This window comes from Salinicola salarius, from assembly GCF_003206135.1.
Lineage (GTDB): Bacteria > Pseudomonadota > Gammaproteobacteria > Pseudomonadales > Halomonadaceae > Salinicola > Salinicola salarius.
Window position 1 is genome coordinate 1 of the sequence record NZ_PZJT01000023.1, and the last position, 20009, is coordinate 20009.

Consider the following 20009-nt stretch of genomic DNA (forward strand, 5'->3'; position numbering starts at 1 on the left):
GCCGCGTGCTCCAGGTCGTGCGCGGGTATGCTTCCTGGATCGCGGCCAGGCACTCCCAATGGATGCTGGCGTCATAACCGTTCAACAAACCGGCCTGGGCCAGGGCCCAGCTGCCGGTACACACCGAGCCGACCCGGCGCAGCTGGCGCTGGCGGCCCTGCAGCCAGGTCAGCAGCGCCGGCGTCACCGAGCGCTGCGGCGCAACACCACCGCAGACCACCAGCCAGTCGAGCCTCAGCGGTGAGTGAGCGCTGGCATCCGGCGTCACCTGCATACCGTCGCTCGCCCGCACGGGTGCCCCGTCCATGGTCATCACGTACCAGCGGTTCTCGATGTCGTTTTCAGAACAGATTGACGCCTTCGCGCCCTCGAAATGCCGGACGATATATCCTGCTTACCGGTCGGGCCCGAGCGCCGATACAGCCGATGCCTCGATTTCTCTGACGCGCTGCCGATCCTCCTCGAGCACAAGCCCCTGATCGAATCGCTTGATCACTAGCGTCATGTGTTCGCGGGCAATACGCTTGATGTGGTCGTCGCCCACCGCGGCCAGGGCTTTCAGCGCCTTCTGCAGACGAATGCCGATCTCGACCGTACTGGCACCGTCGCGAGCGATGGGAGTGAAAAAGTCGTCGAACAGATCCGCGCTGTCGAGCGCCTCGACGTAGACATGACGCACTGGCCGAGGCTTCTCTTCGATGCTGCCGGCGGCGTGCTGCAGCCAGGGGGTGAACACTCTCACCCCGCAGCCGATGACATCGATCGCCGTGCCGGGATCGTTGATCCCCGGTGAGAGCGCGCGGGAAGCCACCTCCGACAGCACGATGAGGCCAAACCGCGGATCCTGCTCGAAGCGTCGCGCCGGCCCGACGGTGAAGGCGCTCGTGATCTTCTCGGCACGCTCGTCGCCCAGCTTTGGCGTCAAGGCCAGCACCGCCTGGGTATCGACGAAGGTGCCCGGCAGCGCCTGGACATAGATCGACTCCGCCGCATCCTCCGCCAGCGAATCGAGCAGCGGCATATCGATGTGCTGCACGTAACCCACCTTGCCCGCCCGCACCGGCACCAGATCCGGTGGCAGGGTCGCCGGCATCGCCTGGCCGCCCAGGTAGGGATTTTCCATGCGCCTCTCGAACGCGCCGCGGGCAGCGGTTTCTATCTTGCCGATGGTGTCGCGGACCCGCCCCAGGCGGGTGAGATAGCCGGCCCACTTGATGAGCTGATAGACCACCAGCACGATGACCACGAGGGTGGCAGCGAACAGGAGCGTGCGGCCGTCTTCGTCGTAGATGCCGGCCGCCAGCGCGACGATGCCGACCAGGCTGAACAGAAAGGCGCCGATGAAGGTCGCCAGGGTGTTCTGCGTGACCCGATCCTCGATCAGCAAAAGCGTCGCCCGCGGGCTGACATTGCTGGTCGCCGAACCGTAGGAAGTGACCATGGCGCTCAACGAGAAGGTCGTCACCGCCAGCATGCTCGACGCGATGATATTGAGAATGCTGTCCACCGCGCTCGCCCCGACGCTGACCACCGCGGGGATGCCCAGCCAAGGCGTGGCGACCCAGGCGATCAACGCCGTGACGACGCCCGCGAGCGAATAGAGTGATGCGCGATACCACAGCGAACGATGCATTCGTCGCCACATCCATTGAAACCGCCCTGTCATCTCGCCCCCTGTCCACGAATCGAATCACGCCAAGTCTACGTCAAACGGGCCAACGGCGACCCTTTTGCCGAGGCTGGTCTATTCTGATCTCGAACCTGTTCCGCCACCGACGGCGGACGACATCGATCGGTTCCGGCAAAAGGAGCTTGCCATGACCACGACCTCCCCCCGGCGGGCGACCCGTCATCGCTGCGGCAAGGGTTTCACCTATCGCCTGCAGAATGGCAAGACGATGACCGACAAGGCCTGGCGCGACTGGATCGGCTCGCTGGCAATTCCACCGGCCTGGCGTGACGTCGAGATCGTGCTCGACAAGCGTCACCACATCCATGCCACCGGTCGCGACGCGGCCGGTCGCAAGCAGTACATCTACAACGCCAAATGGCGCGAGAAACGAGAGGCACTCAAGTTCGATCGGATGATCGAATTCGCGCAGCGCCTCACGCCCATGCGCCGAACGACCGGCCAGCACCTCGCGCTCGACGGCATGCCGCGGGAGAAAGTGCTCGCCTGCATGGTGAGGCTGATCGATGGCGCCTATTTTCGCCCCGGCAGCGAGCGCTATCGCGAGGAGAACCACTCCTACGGCCTGACCACCATGCGCTCGAAACACCTGACCATCGAAGGTGACGAACTGATCTTCGACTACCAGGGCAAGAGCGGGCAGCAACAGCACCGCGTGGTGGAAGACGAGCGTCTGGCGAAGATCGTCGCCGAGCTCGACGACATTCCCGGCTACGAGATATTCAAGTACTTCGACGCAGACGGCCACAAAGTCCGGGTCGACAGTCATGATCTCAACGACTACATCCATGAGGTCATGGGCGAACGCTTCAGCGCCAAGGATTTTCGTACCTGGGCCGGCACCTCGATCGCCGCATTGGCGCTGGAGGAGGTCGGCCCGGGCGAGAACGACAAGATCAACGAGAAAAACGTTCGCCAGGCCGTCGAGCGGGTCGCCAGGACGCTGGGCAATACGCCGAGCATCGCCAAGGCAAGCTACATCGATCCGCGTGTCGTGGAGAGCTATCTCGACGGACGCACGCTGGATCATTTCCGCAAGCTGGTGGAAACCGAACTGGAAAAGGACGACGAGCTGACCGGGCCGGACGAGCGCGCGATACTCAATCTGCTGCAGAGCCGGCTCGAGGCGAAGCGCTGACGATAACGGCGGGCACGACTTATCGGCAATCGACGCCGGCACGCCGGCGATGCTAAAAGGAAAGTTTGTCTATCAAGCTCTCTTCATAAAGATAAGGAAAGCGCCATGAACCCAGCCGAACCTGCTATCGATACCGTCGTCTACGCCGCCAACGCAGGCGACGGAACCATCGGCAGCTATCGCCTGGATCGCCAGACCGAACGGCTGATCCCGCTGGCCACGACAGAGGCGGCCGAAAACGTCATGCCGTTGGCCATCAGCCCCGACAAGCAGACGCTCTACGCCGCCATCCGCAGCGATCCGCTGCGCGTGCTGAGCTATCGCATCGAAGCGGGCACCGGCGCCCTGACCCCGCTCGGCAGTGGCGCGCTCTATGGCAGCATGGCTTATATCGCGACCGATCGCTCCGGGCGTTACCTGTTGGCGGCCTCCTACGGCGGCAATCTGGTCAGCGTAAGCCCCATCGATGACAACGGCGTCGCCGGCGATGCCACGCAGACATTGGAGACCGGCAGCCGCGCCCATGCGATCCTGGCCACGCCGGACAATCGCCATGTCTTCGCCACCAACCTGGGCGACGACCGGCTGGCCCAGTTCCATTTCGCCGATGGCGCCCTCGTCCCCAATGACCCGCCCGCGGCCAGCACGGCCGACGGCACCGGCCCGCGTCATTTCGTGTTCTCGCCCAACGGTCGGTTCGTCTATGTCCTGGGGGAATTCAGCGCTACCGTCACGACTTTCGAACTCGACGCGCAAAACGGAACCCTGACCCAGATCGCCATCTGCGAAGGGCTTCCCGAAGGGATGAATCTGGCGCCAGGCATGCCTCAGGAAGAGATTCCTGACGGCGACGAGACGCCACGCATCTGGGCGGCCGACCTGCACATCACTCCGGACGGCCGTCATCTGTACCTTTCCGAGCGCACCAGCAGCACGCTGAGTACGTTGCGGGCCAATCCGGATTCCGGCGAACTGCATTTCGTCGGTAACCAGCCCACCGTCAAGCAGCCTCGCGGCTTCGAGATCGACCCCACCGGCCGCTATCTGGTGGCCTCCGGGGAATTGAGCGATCACCTGGCGCTCTACCGCATCGAGCCGACCAGCGGCGAACTGGTTCATGTCAGCGACGCGCCGACCGGCAACAAGACCAACTGGGTGGAAATCGTTTCCTTCCCCTGAACGGAACGCGCCGCGCAGCGCCGCGTGAATGCGTTGGTCACGTGGCGCTGGTATACTCTGGCGCGACCGCAGGTTGTCGACAACTTTCGATCGTCGATGCCGCGACCGAGTTCAGATCGCGATGGCGCCCTTCACCAGGGTCTCGAAGGCCGCCATCGCGGTGCATCGCGCTCCACGGATCGAACCACCCATCGGTCCACCCAGGGAGCGCGACGCGCATTCACGTTTCCGTAAGCGCTCGACACTTCGTGCCATTGCCAAAGAGAGGTTAACGAATAGACATGTCCAATACGCCGAAGATCATCTATACCCTGACTGACGAAGCGCCTGCCCTGGCCACCTACTCTCTGCTGCCGATCATCGAAGCCTTCACCGGGACTGCCGGCATCACGGTCGAGACTCGCGATATTTCCCTGGCTGCGCGCGTCCTGGCGCAGTTCCCGGATCTGCTCAGCGACGAGCAGCGCGTCAGCGACGATCTGGCCGAGCTCGGCCAACTGGCCACGACGCCGGAAGCCAACATCATCAAGCTACCCAACATCAGCGCCTCCGGCCCCCAGCTCAAGGCCACGATCAAGGAGCTGCAGAGCCAGGGCTATCCCCTGCCGGACTACCCGGACGAGCCGAAGAACGACGAAGAGAAAGCGATCAAGGCGGCCTACGACAAGGCCAAGGGCAGCGCGGTCAACCCGGTGCTGCGTGAAGGCAACTCCGACCGTCGCGCGCCGAAGTCGGTCAAGAACTATGCCCGCAAATATCCGCATCGCATGGGCGAGTGGAGCAGCGAGTCGCAGTCTCATGTCGCCCACATGAACGAAGGCGACTTCTACGGTAGCGAGCAGTCCGCCGTGATCGCCAAGGCCGGCAAGCTCAAGATCGAACTGCAGCAGAAAGATGGCACCCGCATCACGCTGAAAGAAGGCCTCGCGGTCAAGGAAAGCGAAGTCGTCGACGCTGCACGCATGAGCAGCCGCCGCCTGCGCAACTTCATCGACAGCGAAATCAAGGACGCCAGGAAGCGCAACGTGCTGTTCTCGCTGCACCTGAAGGCAACCATGATGAAGGTCTCCGACCCGATCATGTTCGGCATCGTGGTCGAAGAGTTCTACAAGGACGTCCTCGAGAAGCATGCCGACGCCCTCAAGACGGCCGGCTTCAACCCCAACAGCGGTATCGGCGATCTCTACAGCGCCATCGAGTCGCTGCCGAGCGAACAGCGCGACGCGATCACGAGCGACATCGACGCCCTCTACAAAGAGCGCCCGCCGATGGCGATGGTCAACTCCCACAAGGGCATCACCAACCTGCACGTGCCGTCCGATGTGATCATCGACGCGTCCATGCCGGCGATGATTCGCGACTCCGGCAAGATGTGGGGCGCCGACGATCAGCTGCATGACACCAAGGCAGTGATTCCGGACCGTTGCTACGCCACGATCTACCAGACGGTGATCGAGGACTGCAAGAAGAACGGCGCCTTCGACCCGACCACCATGGGCAGCGTACCCAACGTCGGCCTGATGGCACAGAAGGCCGAAGAGTACGGTTCCCACGACAAGACGTTCCAGATTCCGGCCGACGGCACCGTCGTCGTCACCGACGAAAACGGCCAGACACTGTTCAGCCATGACGTCGAAGCCGGCGACATCTGGCGCATGTGCCAGACCAAGGACGCGCCGATCAAGGACTGGGTCAAGCTGGCCGTCAGCCGTGCCCGCGAAAGCGGCGCTCCGGCGATCTTCTGGCTCGACGCCAACCGCGCCCACGATGCCAAGCTGATCGAGAAGGTCGAGACCTACCTCAAGGATCACGACACCAGTGGCCTGGATATCCGCATCCTGGCGCCGGTCGAGGCCATGAAGGTCTCGCTGGAACGTATCCGCAAGGGCGAGGACACCATCTCGGTGACCGGCAACGTGCTGCGCGACTACCTGACCGACCTGTTCCCGATCATGGAACTCGGCACCAGCGCCAAGATGCTCTCCATCGTGCCGCTGATGAACGGCGGCGGCCTGTTCGAGACCGGTGCCGGCGGCTCCGCGCCCAAGCACGTCCAGCAGTTCCTGGAAGAGAACCACCTGCGCTGGGACTCGCTGGGTGAATTCCTGGCGCTGGCGGCCTCGCTCGAGCATCTCGGCAGCACCTTCGACAACGCTCGCGCCAAGATCCTGTCAGCCACGCTGGACCGCGCCAACGGCGAATTCCTCGACAGCGACAAGTCTCCCAAGCGCAAGGTCGGCGAGCTCGACAACCGCGGCAGCCACTTCTACCTGGCGCTCTACTGGGCGAAGGAACTGGCCGCGCAGACCGAGGACAGCGAGCTGAAGTCGCTGTTCGAAGAGATCGCCAGGACGCTCGGCGACAACGAGAAGACGATCGTCGACGAGCTCAATGCCGTGCAAGGCAAGCCGGTGGACATCAAGGGCTACTTCCACCCCAACGGCGAACTGGTCAGCGAAGCCATGCGTCCCAGCAAGACGCTCAACGCCGCGCTGAACAAGCTCTACCAGGCGTCGTGATCGACTGACCGGCTCGGTGTTGCCGAGCCGGTCATCGGCTCATCCTGCTTCGGCAGTACGAGACCAAGCAGTACAAGACCAAGCAGTACAAGACCAAGCAGTACGAGACCAAAAAGAAACGGGCCCGTGCCNNGGCACGGGCCCGTTTGCTTCAGCCGGTCTGCTGAGACGGCCTGTCGAATCAGTTGGCCGCCAGTGCCTCGGCCGGCTTGCCATCCTTGAAGGTCGGCACTTCCGGTTCGTCGACGGCGAAGAGGCCACCGCTCAGGCGGCGTACGCGCTTCATGAACAGCGCGATGCAGATCAACGTACCGATGGCAGCCACGACGTAACTCATCTGCAGCGACAGGCCGAAACCGATCGGTGCATAGGCGAGATAGGTAAAAGTCGCCATGGTCATGAACGTCGCCGGAATCGACGTGATCAGATGCGGTTTACGCGCCAGCACCAGGTACATGGTCGCAACCCACAGCGCGATGACGGCCGTGGTCTGGTTGGCCCAGGAGAAGTAGCGCCACAGCAGCGTGAAGTCCATGTGCGTCAACCCGTAGGAGACCACGAACAGCGGTGCAGCGATGAGCAGACGCTTCACCAGCGGACGCTGATCGATCTTCAGGTAGTCGGCGATGATCATGCGCGCACTACGAAATGCCGTGTCGCCGGAGGTGATCGGCAGCACGATGACGCCGAGAACCGCCAGCGTACCGCCAATGGCGCCCAGCATGGTGGTGGAAACTTCGCTGACCACCGCCGCCGGGCCGCCAGCCGCCAGCACGTCCGACAGCGACTGATCGCCATGGAACAGACTCATGGCGGCTGCCGCCCAGATCATCGCGATGACGCCTTCGGTGATCATCATGCCGTAGAAGATCTTGCGGCCATTGCCTTCGTTCTCGGTCGTCCGCGAAATGATCGGCGTCTGGGTAGCGTGGAAGCCCGACAGCGCCCCGCAGGAGATGGTCAGAAACAGCAGCGGGAAGATCGGAGCGCCCTGCGGATGCATGTTCTGGAACGACAGCTCGGGGATCGGCGCGCCAGTGAAGATCATGCCGAGACCGATACCCAGCGCGCTGAACAGCAGTAGCGCACCGAAGTAGGGATAGATGCGCCCGATGATCTTGTCGATCGGCAGCAGCGTTGCCAGCAGATAGTAGGCGAAGATCACCATGGTGATCAGCGTGATCGACAGCGGCGTCATGTTGGCCAGCAGTGCCGCAGGAGACGTCACGAACACGGTGCCCACCAGCAGCAGCAGCAGGATGGCGAAGCCGTTGACGACGTGCTTCATGACCTTGCCCAGGAACTTGCCGGCCAGTTGCGGCAGATGCGCGCCATGGTTGCGGATCGAGATCATGCCCGTCAGATAGTCGTGCACCGCGCCGGCGAAGATACAGCCGATCACGATCCAGAAGAACGCCACCGGCCCGTAGAGAGCGCCGAGAATAGGACCGAAAATCGGGCCCACACCAGCAATGTTGAGCAGTTGAATCAACGAGTTGCGCGTCGTGTTCATCGGCACGTAGTCGATGTTGTCGCGCATGGTGAACGCAGGCGTGCGGCGCTTGCGGTCGGTCACGAACACGCGTTCCACGAATTTTCCATACGTGAAGTAGCCCACTATCAATAGCAGGATCGATGCAATGAATGTGATCATCTAGGGTCCCTGGAGCAGAAAGAACGCCTTGTGGGCATCCGGCAGGTGCTTTTATCGGTACGTTTGGCGGACCGATAACGGTCGCGGCTTGGTTATCCGCGCCAATTTACGAAGAAGGCTAAGTAATGACATCTAGACTTTAGTGGCATAACCCCACCTCGCAGTGCTTGCCTAGCTTCGCATCGTCCCGCATGCTGAAGACCCTCCAGCGGCGCGGTTCGTCCTGCTTCGATGATCAATCTCTCTTTTTCGCTACCCCTGCCGACCTCGGTATCCCGCTCACTGGCTTCGGTATCCCGCTCGGTTGCCTTGTCCTTCCTGGTAGGCGGCATGGCGTCGATTCTGGCCGCACCCGCGGTCGCGGCGACACCACCAGCCTCATCCGACCTTCTGGCTCGTGCCGACACGGTGTCTCGGCTCACCGCGACATCGCTCGAGCGTCTCGCTCCGGATGCGGACCCGGATGTCATCGCCCTCGGGCTTGCGACCATGCAGTGCGCGCAGCGCCACGGCGTGGGCGAACAGGCACAGCGCCTCGCGGTCATCGATTACAGCCGTTCTTCGCTGACACCGCGTCTGTGGGTTTTCGACCTGAAGCACGACAAGCTTTTATACCGTGAAGTCGTGGCGCACGGCCAAGGCTCGGGCGGCGATATTCCGGACCGATTCTCCAATGAGGAAGGCTCGCATGCCTCGAGCCTGGGGTTGTTCGTCACTCGCCAGACCTATGAAGGCAAGAACGGCTACTCGCTGCGTCTGGACGGACTGGAACCCGGCTTCAACGACGCCGCCATGAGTCGCGCCATCGTGATCCATGGCGCCGATTACGTCGATCCTGAAAGCGGCGAACGCCAGGGCCGGCTGGGGCGAAGCTGGGGCTGTCCTGCCCTGCGCCCGGATGTCGCTGGTGACGTCATCGATGTTCTCAAGGAAGGCCAGTTCGTCTTCTCCTATTACCCCGAGCGGGAGTGGTTGATGCATTCGGCACTGGCGCAGTGCGCTCAGGCCCGTATCGACGATCGCGAAAGTCCTGACGACACTTTCCTCAGCTCGCGTTGACCCGATTCGCGCCAGCGGATTGCCAGACCGGCTAGCGCGTACGACATTGATAATGCGTACGACTCGAGAACACGCACGAGATCGAGAAAGAGAAGACCGTTGGGGGAGCCAGCATGTCGCGTCTTGGAACCATACTGCTACTGACCGCCGCCCTGCTGGTCTCGTCAACGAGCTTCGCGGTGCCCTTCTGGGGCGAGAAGCAGTCCAGCCCCGTCGACATACCGGTAGACCACCTCGCGCCGGGCGCCTGGATCTGGGGCGGCGACGACAAGCGCGGCGGGCCAATGGCCGTCATCGTCAGCCTGACCGAACAGCGCGCCTATGTTTATCGCAACGGCATCCTGATCGGTGTGACCACGATCAGCAGTGGTCGCGAAGGCTACGAAACGCCGACCGGTGTCTTTACCGTGCTGCAGAAAGACAAGGACCACCGCTCCAATCTCTACGGCAACGCGCCGATGCCTTATCAGCAACGCCTGACCTGGGACGGCGTGGCGCTACATGCCGGTGGCCTGCCGGGTTATCCCGAGTCTCACGGCTGTATTCATCTGCCGAGCGAATTTGCACGCCTGCTGTTCGATGCTTCCAATATCGGCATGACCGTTGTCGTGGCACAGGAGGGCCAGGCGCCCGTCTCCGTCGTTCATCCGGGCCCGTTGAGCCCCATCGACGCCGACACCGGTGCCGATATCGATATGCCGATGCTGGCCAGTGGAAGCAGTTGGCGCTGGGTCATGGATCCGCCCACCCAAGGCCCGGTCTCCATGGTATTGAGCCGCAGCGACCGCATGATCGTGGTCTATCGCAACGGCGTCGAGATCGGACGCTCGCGCGTCGAGCTTGGCCGCCCCGACATCATGACGGGTACCCGTGCCTATATCGTCGAGGGGCATTTCCAGCCCCCGAGCCCGCAGCAGAGCCTTCAAGAGAATGAAGCATATCTGCGTAAGCTACCCCTGCCGACGTGGATTGCGATTGGCGTACCGGGCTACGAAGCTGAAGCCGGCCAGGCGGTGCCGGCCGACATCGTCAATCAGGTGATCGTGCCGGAGGGTTTCAAACGGAAGGTGCTGCCCCTGCTGGAACCGGGCACCGTGCTGGTCGCCACCGACGCTCATCTCACCGCCGAAAGCAGTGGCGAGTCACTGCGCGTCATCGACAGCGTCGGCCCTCGCAGTTGGCTGGACGATGTCGCAACGCAGCGTCATGCCGGTACGGGCCGCTAGGGGCTTCGAGGCCGGTCAAGACGCGTCATGTCGTGCGACATTTATTCACTATGACATTCCTCGTGGATGGCATATGTTGATAGTCGCAAAGCAAGTCGGCGAGCCGCCGCGCGTCGACGATCAGAGACCAGGCGGTACCCGAGCGCTTTCGCTCGACGCTTTCACGACGGTGAGGTGCCCATGTTCAAGTCGCTGCTGGTCCCTATCGATGGTTCCGAGGATTCCCACATTGCGCTCAACGTCGCCTGCCAGTTGGCAGCACCGGTACAGGGGAAGCTATACCTGTTGAACGTTCGCGATCCCTACCCCCAGCTGCACGACGCCGAATTATTGAGTGTCGAAGCGGCGATCAAGGCTGCCTCGGTAGAGACTGCCAACCGGGAAGGCCGCGCCATTCTCGATGCCGCGCTGGATACCCTCCCCTCCTTCCCCGGCTATAACGGCGAGTTCGATCTCCTCGTCAAGCAGGGGTCGCCAGCGCGCGTTATCGTTTCCGAAGCCGAACGGCTGGGCGTCGATGCCATCGTGATGGGCAGCCGTGGCGTAGGACAGTTCAAAGGCCTGATGATCGGCAGCGTATCGCACAAGGTGACGCACGTTGCCAAGTGTCGCGTCATCTGTGTACATGAGACGCCGCACCAGCATGCCACTCGAGCGACCCATGAGTTCGTCGATGTCGACTGACCCCGGCGCTACGCGCGGGCGATATCATGGCGGTCTTGCGAAACATGACCCTCTGGCGCCATGGTCGATGAGACCAGAGCGTGCCGACAGGATTCAAAAGGAGAGCATTCATGGCTAGCGGCTGGGCGAAAGATGGCGCAGTGCAGGAGCAGATCGACAGCACCGTCGAAGACGGCATTCAGGAAGCCCGCCAACGACTGCAAAACCACGGCCCCAGCCTGGCGATCTGTGAAGCGTGCGAGGCGCCAATCCCGGAGGCTCGACGTCAGGCGGTACCTGGCGTTCGGCTGTGCATCGCCTGTCAGACTGAAGCGGACCGCCACCAGACCCATCGCACCAATTACAATCGTCGCGGTAGCAAAGACAGCCAGCTACGTTGACCGCTCCCCGATGGATCGCCGCCTGCACGATTGCCGAAAAAGCTTGCCGGCTCACGCTGGGCAATAAGCCAATATCTGTCAGCGGCAGCACGATGACTGCTGACAGGTATCGCGCTTTGCGACTGATTCGCTCCCCTCACTTCCCGCCTTGACCGCATGAGGATCGGATTCACGCCATTCTCGTGATGCCTCGCCAAGCACCCGCCACGCGGAATGCAAAAACAGTCCGGCAATGATCAGGCCGACCACCACGTCCGGCCAGCGCGTCTGGGTGGCACCAACCAGCACCGCTGCAATGATCACGCCCGTGTTGGCGATCAGGTCGTTGCGCGAGCAAAGCCAGGTCGAGCGCATGTTGATGTCGTCGCTGCGAAAGCGATAGAGCATCAAAAAGCAGATGCTGTTCGCCATCAGTGCAATCACCCCGACGACTCCCATCGCCTCTGCCGTGGGTGCGGCGCCCGCCACGCTCTTGTAGATGGCCTCGCCGATCACGGCGACACCGAATATCAGCATGAAGCCGCCCTTCACCAGGCTGGCCGTCGCTCTCTCCCGGTCGCTGCGATGCAGCGTATACAGCGTCAGCGCGTAGACGGTGGTATCGCCGAACATATCGAGCGAATCCCCCAGCAAGGCCGTCGAGCCGATGACCCAGCCGGCGATGAACTCGAACAGAAACATGAGCCCGTTGATCGCCAGTACGGCGTAAAGCACCTTTGCCTGACGCTCACGCAACAGGGCCAGTTCACTGGATTTGTTTTCGCAGCAGGCATCCATCATTACACTCACATTCATCACTCCTGATAGGATCGGGGTTATAGTCGCTATAGAGTCAAGCCGATGAATCATGCCTGTGCCACCCCGCCCGAGCCCTACACGATCGGCCAGCTTGCCAGGCTGACCGGCGTGAAAGCGGTCACCATTCGTTACTACGAGAAGGCGGATCTGTTGCCCGCCGCCACGCGTACGGCGTCGGGCTATCGGCTCTATTCGTCGGTCGAACGGGACCGTCTGCGCTTCATCAGGCGCTGTCGTCACCTGGGGCTGGGTCTCGACGACATCAGAGCGCTGCTGCGGCTCTCGGATGAACGCGAGGCCCCCTGCCACCAGGTGGATGCCATCATCCATCAGCAGCGCGAGCATGTCCGCGACCGCATTCGGGATCTCCAGGCGCTGGAGCAGGAGCTGGATCGTCTGGAAAGAGCCTGTCGGGCCGAGACCATCGGCGAATGCAAGATCATCGAGTCGCTGTCGCGACCCACCGAGCGCTGAAGGAACCCGATCCCATGCATTTCGATCTTGCTGACCTGCGCATCTTCGTTCATGTCGCCGAAGAGAACAGCCTGACGGCAGGCGCCCAGCGCGCGCATCTCTCGACGGCGGCGGTCAGTGGCCGAATCAAGTCGCTCGAGGCGCAACTGGAGAGTCGGCTGTTTTACCGCAGCAGCCAGGGGGTCGAACTGACGCCCGCCGGCGAGCGATTGCTGCAACATGCGCGCCTCATCCTGCGCCAGGTCGAGCGCGTCAAGAGCGAATTTTCCGGCTACGCCAGCGATACCGTCGGCCATCTGCGGATATTCGCCAACACGACGGCCGTCATCGAGTTCATGCCCGAGGTGCTCGCCGATTTCCTCGCGTCTCGCCCCGGCATCACTGTCGATCTGCAGGAGCGCCTGACCAACGACATCATTCGCGGCGTTCTCGACGGCACCGCCGACATGGGTATTCTCGGCATCATGGTCGGTGTCGACGTGCCCTCGCGGTTGAAGACCCTGCCGTTCAGCCGGGACAGGCTGGTACTGGCGACCCCGCTCGACCACCCCCTGGCCGAGCGCGAGGAAATCACCTACGAAGACGCCCTGGACTACCCGCATGTCACGCTGCATGAAGGCAGCACGCTCTTCCACTATCTGGAAAGCAAGGCGCTGGAGTTCGGCAAGCCGCTGCCGGTCAGGATTCAGGTGTTCGGTTTCGAATCGGCGTGCCGCATGATCGAGGCCGGCGTCGGCGTCGGGATTCTCCCGGAATCCTGCGCCTTGCGCTATCGGGACCACATGCGACTGAGCGTGCGCCACTTGAGCGACGCCTGGGCGTACCGGGAACGCAGCGTGCTGATCCGCGAAGATCATGTTCTACCCAGCTTTGGCCAGGAGCTGCTGGATATCATCACACAGTACCAGTCATCTCCGCCCCTCGCGGCGGCGCAACACGCGCCCGTCCAGCCATGAAAAAACGCCCCGCATTTCAGGTGCGAGGCGTCGGTACGGCGTGTCGTTCGTTCGAGATCAACTCAGCCGCTGCATGTAGTCCACGTAGCCGAAGGTCTTGACCGTGCGAATCTCCCGGCTCTTTTCGTCGATCCGGCAGATCGACGGTAACCGGATGCCGTTGAACGTCGTGGTCTTGACCATGGTGTAGTGCGCCATGTCGGTGAAGACCAAGCGATCGCCAATCTCGAGCGGCGCATCGAACGCGTAATCGCCGATCACGTCACCGGCCAGGCAGGTCGTGCCGCCCAGGCGATAGGTGTGCGCCTTCTCGCCAGGTCTGGCGGCACCGATGATTTCCGGCCGATACGGCATCTCCAACACGTCGGGCATATGCGCTGTCGCCGAGGTGTCCAGAATCGCGATGGGGCCGTCGTTCTCGACGATATCCAGCACGGTGCAGACGAGATAACCCGTGTTGAGGGCGATCGCTTCACCCGGCTCGAGATAGACTTCCAGATGCGGATAGCGCGACCGGAACTCGCGAATCACCCGTACCAGCCGCTCGACATCGTAGTCGGCACGCGTGATGTGGTGGCCGCCGCCGAAGTTTACCCAGCGAAGCTCGCCCAGATACTGCCCGAACCTGGCCTCGAACGCCGCCAGCGTCTCTTCCAGCGCATCGCTGTTCTGCTCGCACAGGGCGTGAAAATGCAGCCCCTCCAGCCCGACGAGATCTTCCGAGGAGAGATCCGCCGCCCGCGTGCCCAGACGCGAGCCCGCAGCACAGGGATCGTAGAGCGCAACCTCGCCGGTGGAGTGCTCGGGATTGACGCGCAGCCCGCACGATACCTTGCGCGGCGCCGCTTGCACGGTTTCGCGGAAATGACGCCACTGACGCGGCGAATTGAAGCTGAGATGATCGGCGTAACGCAGCACCACATCCATTTCCGGCGCGGTAAACGCCGGAGAATAGACATGCACCTCGCCGCCGAACGTCTCGGCGCCGAGGCGGGCCTCGTCCTGCCCGCTGGCGGTGGTCCCAACCAGATACTGGCTGACCAGCGGGAAGGTGTTCCACATGGCGAACCCCTTCAGCGCCAGCAGGATCCTGGCGCCACTGTCGGCCTGCACCCGGCCCAGCAGCTCCAGATTGCGGCGCAGCAAGGCGTCGTCGACCACGTAGGCCGGTGACGGGCAAGCGCTAATGTCGAAGGGATAGCCTTCGGCCTTGGAAATGTCAGTCATCTCGTGCTCAGGCCAGCGGGTCTTGGTCGGGGTCGAGCTCGACCATCTGCCACGGCAGCCCCATCTCGCCGATGCGCTCCATGAACGGGTCGGGGTCGAGCTGTTCGACGTTGAACACGCCCTCGCCTTTCCAGATGCCTTGCAGCATCAGCATCGCGCCCGTCACCGCCGGCACGCCGGTGGTGTAGGAGATCGCCTGGGATTTGACTTCCTCGTAGCACTTCTCGTGATCGCAGATATTGTAGATGTACACCTTGCGACGCTTGCCATCCTTGATGCCGTCGAGGATGACGCCGATGTTGGTCTTGCCCTTGGTGCGCGGGCCGAGCGAGGCCGGATCCGGCAGTACCTGCTTGAGGAATTGCAGCGGAGAGATCTCGACGCCATCGACCTTGATCGGTTCGATACTGGTCATGCCGACGTTCTCGAGCACCTTCAGATGCGTGATGTACTTCTCGGAAAAGGTCATCCAGAACCGAATGCGTTCCAGTCCCTTGATGTTCTGGGACAGCGATTCGAGCTCTTCGTGATAGAGCAGATACATGTCCTTCTCGCCGATGCCGTCGAAGTCGAACTTGCGCTTCTCGGCCAGCGGCGCGGTCTCGATCCATTCGCCTTTTTCCCAGTAACGGCCATTCGCGGTGATCTCGCGAATGTTGATCTCCGGGTTGAAGTTGGTCGCGAACGGATAGCCATGATCGCCACCGTTGGCATCCAGAATGTCGATGCGATGGATCTCGTCGAACAGGTTCTTCTGACCATAGGCGCAGTAGATGTTGGTCATGCCCGGATCGAAGCCGCAGCCCAGCGTGGCCATCGCGCCCGCCTTGGCATAGCGATCCTGGAACGCCCACTGCTCCTTGTATTCGAACTTGGCCTCGTCCGGATGCTCGTAGTTGGCGGTATCCAGATACGGCACGCCGGTCTGCAGGCAGGCTTCCATGATGGTCAGGTCCTGATACGGCAGGGCCACATGGATCAGAATGTCCGGCTTGAACGACTCGATCAGCGCGACCAGGGCTTCGACGCTGTCGGCATCGACCTGGGCGGTCTGGATCGGACGCGGCAACTGCTCGGCGATCGCCTTGCACTTGGCTTCGTTGCGGCTGGCAAGACAGATCTCGCTGAACACCTCGGGATGCTGTGCACACTTATGGGTCACGACACCACCGACGCCGCCGGCACCAACAATCAGGACTTTGCTCATGAATTCCTTCCAGATCGGGAAAAGTCAACAGTGATAAGGTCTTATCGGTAGTGGTCAAGGGCTTGTCAAATAAGTGGGCAACTCTTCAGCGCACCCCGACCCGATGCCACCCCGGTCTTGGTCCCCCGCCCGATCCACGGGGGACCGTCGAGAGGCCGCAGATAATGACCTCGTCAGAGACTGGCCTCAAGACTTTTTCGCGTCAAATGTCAGCGGATTTCAGTGGCGGCTCGTGACCACCGTATTGGGCGCCAACGTCCGGGCAATGCCATGCCTCCCGGCGCCTCTCAACCACGCGGCCCGAACAGTATGACACCTGCGCCGACCAGACAGATCGTCGCACCGGCCACGTCCCACCGATCGGGCATGCGCTGTTCGACAACCCATAGCCACAATAGCGACGTGAGTATATAGACGCCGCCATAGGCGGCATAAGCGCGGCCGGCGTAGTCGCTATCCACCAGGGTCAAGAGCCAGGCGAACAGCATCAGGCCCATGACGCCGGGAACCATCCACAGGGGCGATCGATCCAGCCGCCACCATGCCCAGAAGGCGAAACAGCCGGCGATTTCTGCCACTGCCGCGGCGAGATAAATGAGTGGGGTCAACACAGCGAACGGCCCATGTGGTAACGAGCAAGACACTTTCCAGTCTCATTCACGATCCTGCAAGCTCCGTTGGCTGGTGTACCGATAGCGAAAAGCTCGCGCGTCGTTGCCCGTTTCAAGCGACGAGTACACGATGAACTCAAACGGCGACCCCGGCCTGGCGCCGGGGTCGAAAGCCATCTGTTGGCAAACCATTCGGGGGCAGGTCTCAACGTCGACCGAGAAGAATCCCCAGAAAGACGCCTACGCCGCCAGCAATCGCCAACGCGCTGATCGGGTTCTTGACGGTAGCTTCACGGACTTCGTCGAGCTTCTCGCCGTAATTGGCCTGCAACTTCCCCGCAGTCTGGCGCGCCTTGCCCTCGTGACGCAGGTCGTCATCTTCGGTGAAGCTGCCGACAGCTTCCTGAGCATGGCCCTTGAGCTCTTCGGTGCGTCCTTTCACTTGATCTTCGTACATCTCGGCTCCTTGATCACGGTTATTGCAGCGGAGTCGTTCCGCTGATCCTTGAGCATAGTTGTCTTGCGGGATCTCGACAAAATTCTCCGATCGGCAATGAACCGTTCTCCGACCGCGTCGTGTCGGCAAACCCGATTACGCATCCATTGCCAGACGCCAATGCCGAAAACGACCAGACAGCGACGGACGACCCGGTTACGCTAGCCGCGATCACGTTCGGAGACCCTTTCGACATGCCATTATCATCGCTTGGCCGCCTGCTGCTGCTATCCGCTCTATGGGGCGCCAGCTTTCTGTTCATGCGTATCGCAACGCCAGCACTAGGGGCGTTCCCGACCGCCTTCTTTCGGGTGTTCCTGGGGACGCTGGGGCTGGTGATGATCCTGGTGCTCCTGCGCACGAGCTGGCGCTTCGACGGCAAGTTCAAGGCAACGCTGGCGATCGGCATGATCAATTCCGGCATCCCGTTTGGCATGTTCTGCATTGCGGCGCAGTATCTGCCCGCCGGCTATTCAGCGATGCTCAACGCCTCGACACCGTTGATGGGTGTCGTTATCGGCGCCATCCATTTTCATGAACCACTGACACGAGATCGACTGATAGGGGTTGCGGCGGGAATGCTTGGCGTCGGTGTGCTGGTGGGCACCGGCCCGGTGGCGATCAGCGGTGGACTGGTGATCGGCGCTGGGGCCTGCCTGGTGGCGGCTGGCTGCTACGGACTCAGCGGGTTCCTGGTGAAAGGCTGGATCGCGCAGCGAGGCGGCCTCGACTCCCGCCTGATCGCCCTGGGATCGCAGCTTGGTGCCACACTGCTGCTGAGCCCTTTCATGGTCGCGCAGTTATGGCTGGACGACAGTACACGCCTCTGGTCGTCGGCCAACGTCTGGTGGGCCGTCGTGGCGCTGGGCCTTGCCTGTACCTCTTTGGCCTACCTGCTCTACTTCCGGCTCGTCGAAGCGCTGGGGCCGATCAAGCCGCTGACGGTCACCATGCTGGTGCCGATGTTCGGGGTATTGTGGGGCACGCTCTTTCTCGGCGAGCAGGTCACCTGGGCCCATGCTGTCGGCGGTCTGTTCATCGGGATCGCGCTCTGGCTGATCCTGTTCAAGCGTCATCGGAGCCAGCCGGACTCGCCCAAGCCGGGCCTCAAGATTTCAGTGAACGATGCACATAGAGGTCATAGCGACTCGTCTTCCCCTCGATGACGTGCTGCGGCGGCGGCCCCTCGATGGGAGGCGCCTTGCGGGGGCGCTTGACCACCACGCGATGCGTGGCGACATCCAGCGCCGCTTCCAGCAAGCGCGGAGCGTCGTCGTCATCCCCGGCCAGTTCGCGAAAGACGCGCATCTCTTTCTTGACCAGCGCCGACTTCTCGCGATGCGGAAACATCGGATCGAGATGCACGACCTGGGGAGCGTGCGGCCAGTCGCGCACCGCCTCCGTCAGCGCCATTGCGCTATCGGCGTGCCGTAGCGAAAGACGCCCGGCGATCTCGGCGACTTCCTCGTCAGCCTTTGCCTGCGTCAATGCGGCATCCAGCAGGGCGTGAACCGCCGCCACGCGCTCGATCATCAAAACCTCGGCTCCCAGGGATGCCAGCACGAAAGCGTCCCGCCCAAGGCCGGCGGTGGCATCGACGATCCGGGGCACCACGCCCTTGCCGAAACCACAGGCCTTGGCGACGAGCTGGCCGCGACCGCCACCGAAGCGGCGGCGATGGGCCGCTGCACCGGAGACGAAATCCGCCCGTATCGGATGGCCATAGCGCTTGGGGTCGCCAGCGATCTCCAGGCCATGCTCGGCGCGCTGCAAGGCCAGCCCGCTCTCCGGCGCCGACGGCGCCCAGGGCAGCCCATAGCGTTCGGCCAGGTCGGTCAGCGACTCGCCAACCACGACCAACGGCACGTTGCCGCTCACGTCGCCCATACGAACAGCGCGACCCCGAGCAACAGGCGGTAGATCACGAACGGCATCATGCCGATCCTGTCCAGCGCGGCCAGGAACAGCTTGATGCAGAGCCAGGCGGCCACGAACGACAATGCCACGCCGAGCAGAATTTCATGCCATTGGGTTGGCGTACCGGACTGTACCAGTTCGAGCCCCTTGAGCGACCCGGCCGCCAGAATCAGCGGGATCGAGAGAAGGAACGAGAAACGTGCCGCGTCCTGACGTGTGAAACCGAGCATCAGCGCGGCAGTCATGGTGATGCCCGAACGCGAAGTGCCGGGAATCAGAGCGATGGCCTGAGCCAGTCCGATCAGCAGCGCGGTCTTGAGCGTCATCTTCTCGATCGGTCGTACCCGGCTGCCGCGCTTGTCGGCAATCCCCAGCAGCACGCCGAAAACGATCGTCGTCGTGGCGATGACCAGCACCGATCGCCCTGCGCTCTCGACCCAATCCTCGATCAGCAGACCGATGATCACCGCCGGAACGGTTGCGACGATGACCGCCCATCCCAGACGGCTTTCGGGCGTCTGCCCACGCTCGCCGAACTGGGTGAACCAGGCGTGGAGGATACGCCAGATCTCCTGACGAAAAGCGAACAGCACGGCGCCCAGAGAACCGATATGGACGGCGACATCGAAGGCCAGCCCCTGATCGGACCAGCCAAACAGCTGAGACGGTAAAATGAGATGAGCGGAAGAGGAAATGGGCAAAAATTCCGTCAAGCCCTGGATGATGGCAAGTACTGCCAGTTGAAAAGCATCCATTATCTTTCGATATCCTTGTACGAAGAGGCCATTCAAATG

20 protein-coding genes are annotated in these 20009 nt (G+C 62.3%); 10 read left to right on the forward strand and 10 right to left on the reverse strand.

Annotated elements, in window-relative coordinates; all coding sequences use genetic code 11:
* Both DOM32_RS16580 and DOM32_RS16585 read right to left on the reverse strand, forming a co-directional pair.
* A partial coding sequence (locus tag DOM32_RS16580) for an AraC family transcriptional regulator (RefSeq protein ID WP_338095140.1) occupies positions 1 to 307 on the reverse strand: 307 nt, incomplete at its 3' end.
* Positions 308 to 394: 87 nt separating this feature from the next.
* On the reverse strand, positions 395 to 1633 hold the full coding sequence (locus DOM32_RS16585) for a DUF2254 domain-containing protein (protein ID WP_208625403.1): 1239 nt from the start codon (positions 1631 to 1633) through the stop codon (positions 395 to 397).
* A gap of 184 nt (positions 1634 to 1817) precedes the next feature.
* Between DOM32_RS16585 and DOM32_RS16590 the strand changes: the two genes are divergently transcribed.
* From DOM32_RS16590 to DOM32_RS16600, 3 genes are all read left to right on the forward strand, one after another.
* Positions 1818 to 2828 carry a DNA topoisomerase IB gene (locus DOM32_RS16590; protein ID WP_071230286.1) on the forward strand — a complete coding sequence of 337 codons (1011 nt, stop codon included), beginning with the start codon at positions 1818 to 1820 and terminating at the stop codon, positions 2826 to 2828.
* Between the two features lie 105 nt (positions 2829 to 2933).
* Entirely contained in the window at positions 2934 to 4007 is a 1074-nt protein-coding gene (locus tag DOM32_RS16595) for a lactonase family protein (protein ID WP_110636619.1), read from the forward strand.
* Between the two features lie 281 nt (positions 4008 to 4288).
* Positions 4289 to 6526, forward strand: a complete 2238-nt coding sequence (locus tag DOM32_RS16600; RefSeq protein ID WP_071230284.1) for an NADP-dependent isocitrate dehydrogenase — start codon at positions 4289 to 4291, stop codon at positions 6524 to 6526.
* A 181-nt stretch (positions 6527 to 6707) separates the two neighbouring features.
* Here the strand turns inward: DOM32_RS16600 and DOM32_RS16605 are convergent, their stop codons facing one another.
* On the reverse strand, positions 6708 to 8180 hold the full coding sequence (locus DOM32_RS16605; protein ID WP_071230283.1) for a carbon starvation CstA family protein: 1473 nt from the start codon (positions 8178 to 8180) through the stop codon (positions 6708 to 6710).
* Positions 8181 to 8411: 231 nt separating this feature from the next.
* Between DOM32_RS16605 and DOM32_RS16610 the strand changes: the two genes are divergently transcribed.
* From DOM32_RS16610 to DOM32_RS16625, 4 genes are all read left to right on the forward strand, one after another.
* Entirely contained in the window at positions 8412 to 9239 is an 828-nt protein-coding gene (locus DOM32_RS16610; protein ID WP_244179960.1) for a murein L,D-transpeptidase catalytic domain family protein, read from the forward strand.
* A 113-nt stretch (positions 9240 to 9352) separates the two neighbouring features.
* On the forward strand, positions 9353 to 10465 hold the full coding sequence (locus DOM32_RS16615) for a L,D-transpeptidase (RefSeq protein WP_110636622.1): 1113 nt from the start codon (positions 9353 to 9355) through the stop codon (positions 10463 to 10465).
* Positions 10466 to 10645: 180 nt separating this feature from the next.
* Complete coding sequence (locus DOM32_RS16620) at positions 10646 to 11149, forward strand: universal stress protein (RefSeq protein ID WP_071230280.1); 504 nt, start codon at positions 10646 to 10648, stop codon at positions 11147 to 11149.
* Between the two features lie 110 nt (positions 11150 to 11259).
* On the forward strand, positions 11260 to 11529 hold the full coding sequence (locus tag DOM32_RS16625) for a DksA/TraR family C4-type zinc finger protein (RefSeq protein WP_110636625.1): 270 nt from the start codon (positions 11260 to 11262) through the stop codon (positions 11527 to 11529).
* 78 nt (positions 11530 to 11607) lie between these two features.
* Here DOM32_RS16625 and DOM32_RS16630 read toward each other — a convergent pair whose 3' ends face one another.
* Positions 11608 to 12309: a cation efflux transmembrane domain-containing protein gene (locus tag DOM32_RS16630; protein ID WP_244179963.1), complete on the reverse strand. Its 702-nt coding sequence runs from the start codon at positions 12307 to 12309 to the stop codon at positions 11608 to 11610.
* Between the two features lie 60 nt (positions 12310 to 12369).
* Here DOM32_RS16630 and DOM32_RS16635 point away from each other — a divergent pair, with 60 nt between their 5' ends.
* Positions 12370 to 12801, forward strand: a complete 432-nt coding sequence (locus DOM32_RS16635; protein WP_110636628.1) for a MerR family transcriptional regulator — start codon at positions 12370 to 12372, stop codon at positions 12799 to 12801.
* 14 nt (positions 12802 to 12815) lie between these two features.
* Entirely contained in the window at positions 12816 to 13757 is a 942-nt protein-coding gene (locus DOM32_RS16640) for a LysR family transcriptional regulator (protein ID WP_110636631.1), read from the forward strand.
* Between the two features lie 57 nt (positions 13758 to 13814).
* Here the strand turns inward: DOM32_RS16640 and nspC are convergent, their stop codons facing one another.
* From nspC to DOM32_RS16660, 4 genes are all read right to left on the reverse strand, one after another.
* The gene (nspC, locus tag DOM32_RS16645) at positions 13815 to 14984 is read right to left on the reverse strand and encodes a carboxynorspermidine decarboxylase (RefSeq protein WP_110636633.1); all 1170 of its coding nucleotides are present in this window, start codon (positions 14982 to 14984) and stop codon (positions 13815 to 13817) included.
* Positions 14985 to 14991: 7 nt separating this feature from the next.
* Positions 14992 to 16191: a saccharopine dehydrogenase family protein gene (locus DOM32_RS16650; RefSeq protein ID WP_110636636.1), complete on the reverse strand. Its 1200-nt coding sequence runs from the start codon at positions 16189 to 16191 to the stop codon at positions 14992 to 14994.
* 287 nt (positions 16192 to 16478) lie between these two features.
* Positions 16479 to 16802: a YnfA family protein gene (locus DOM32_RS16655; RefSeq protein WP_110636639.1), complete on the reverse strand. Its 324-nt coding sequence runs from the start codon at positions 16800 to 16802 to the stop codon at positions 16479 to 16481.
* Between the two features lie 205 nt (positions 16803 to 17007).
* Positions 17008 to 17259: a CsbD family protein gene (locus DOM32_RS16660; RefSeq protein ID WP_071230273.1), complete on the reverse strand. Its 252-nt coding sequence runs from the start codon at positions 17257 to 17259 to the stop codon at positions 17008 to 17010.
* A gap of 233 nt (positions 17260 to 17492) precedes the next feature.
* Here DOM32_RS16660 and DOM32_RS16665 point away from each other — a divergent pair, with 233 nt between their 5' ends.
* Positions 17493 to 18464, forward strand: a complete 972-nt coding sequence (locus DOM32_RS16665) for a DMT family transporter (RefSeq protein ID WP_110636727.1) — start codon at positions 17493 to 17495, stop codon at positions 18462 to 18464.
* Here DOM32_RS16665 and DOM32_RS16670 read toward each other — a convergent pair.
* Positions 18406 to 19185, reverse strand: a complete 780-nt coding sequence (locus DOM32_RS16670) for a class I SAM-dependent methyltransferase (RefSeq protein WP_110636642.1) — start codon at positions 19183 to 19185, stop codon at positions 18406 to 18408. The genes DOM32_RS16665 and DOM32_RS16670 overlap by 59 nt on opposite strands.
* Complete coding sequence (locus DOM32_RS16675; RefSeq protein ID WP_110636646.1) at positions 19173 to 19970, reverse strand: undecaprenyl-diphosphate phosphatase; 798 nt, start codon at positions 19968 to 19970, stop codon at positions 19173 to 19175. The genes DOM32_RS16670 and DOM32_RS16675 overlap by 13 nt, the downstream gene beginning before the upstream one ends.
* Between the last annotated feature and the right edge of the window lie 39 nt (positions 19971 to 20009).

What these genes read in the sequence shown, in the direction of transcription:
- DOM32_RS16585 (WP_208625403.1), bottom strand. Translation starts at nt 1,633, where the DNA reads ATGCATCGTTCGCTGTGGTATCGCGCATCACTCTATTCGCTCGCGGGC.
- DOM32_RS16610 (WP_244179960.1), top strand. Translation starts at nt 8,412, where the DNA reads ATGATCAATCTCTCTTTTTCGCTACCCCTGCCGACCTCGGTATCCCGC.
- DOM32_RS16650 (WP_110636636.1), bottom strand. Translation starts at nt 16,191, where the DNA reads ATGAGCAAAGTCCTGATTGTTGGTGCCGGCGGCGTCGGTGGTGTCGTG.
- DOM32_RS16615 (WP_110636622.1), top strand. Translation starts at nt 9,353, where the DNA reads ATGTCGCGTCTTGGAACCATACTGCTACTGACCGCCGCCCTGCTGGTC.
- DOM32_RS16635 (WP_110636628.1), top strand. Translation starts at nt 12,370, where the DNA reads ATGAATCATGCCTGTGCCACCCCGCCCGAGCCCTACACGATCGGCCAG.
- DOM32_RS16675 (WP_110636646.1), bottom strand. Translation starts at nt 19,970, where the DNA reads ATGGATGCTTTTCAACTGGCAGTACTTGCCATCATCCAGGGCTTGACG.
- DOM32_RS16595 (WP_110636619.1), top strand. Translation starts at nt 2,934, where the DNA reads ATGAACCCAGCCGAACCTGCTATCGATACCGTCGTCTACGCCGCCAAC.
- DOM32_RS16625 (WP_110636625.1), top strand. Translation starts at nt 11,260, where the DNA reads ATGGCTAGCGGCTGGGCGAAAGATGGCGCAGTGCAGGAGCAGATCGAC.
- DOM32_RS16665 (WP_110636727.1), top strand. Translation starts at nt 17,493, where the DNA reads ATGCCATTATCATCGCTTGGCCGCCTGCTGCTGCTATCCGCTCTATGG.
- nspC (WP_110636633.1), bottom strand. Translation starts at nt 14,984, where the DNA reads ATGACTGACATTTCCAAGGCCGAAGGCTATCCCTTCGACATTAGCGCT.
- DOM32_RS16640 (WP_110636631.1), top strand. Translation starts at nt 12,816, where the DNA reads ATGCATTTCGATCTTGCTGACCTGCGCATCTTCGTTCATGTCGCCGAA.
- DOM32_RS16600 (WP_071230284.1), top strand. Translation starts at nt 4,289, where the DNA reads ATGTCCAATACGCCGAAGATCATCTATACCCTGACTGACGAAGCGCCT.
- DOM32_RS16630 (WP_244179963.1), bottom strand. Translation starts at nt 12,309, where the DNA reads ATGATGGATGCCTGCTGCGAAAACAAATCCAGTGAACTGGCCCTGTTG.
- DOM32_RS16590 (WP_071230286.1), top strand. Translation starts at nt 1,818, where the DNA reads ATGACCACGACCTCCCCCCGGCGGGCGACCCGTCATCGCTGCGGCAAG.
- DOM32_RS16670 (WP_110636642.1), bottom strand. Translation starts at nt 19,185, where the DNA reads ATGGGCGACGTGAGCGGCAACGTGCCGTTGGTCGTGGTTGGCGAGTCG.
- DOM32_RS16660 (WP_071230273.1), bottom strand. Translation starts at nt 17,259, where the DNA reads ATGTACGAAGATCAAGTGAAAGGACGCACCGAAGAGCTCAAGGGCCAT.
- DOM32_RS16620 (WP_071230280.1), top strand. Translation starts at nt 10,646, where the DNA reads ATGTTCAAGTCGCTGCTGGTCCCTATCGATGGTTCCGAGGATTCCCAC.
- DOM32_RS16605 (WP_071230283.1), bottom strand. Translation starts at nt 8,180, where the DNA reads ATGATCACATTCATTGCATCGATCCTGCTATTGATAGTGGGCTACTTC.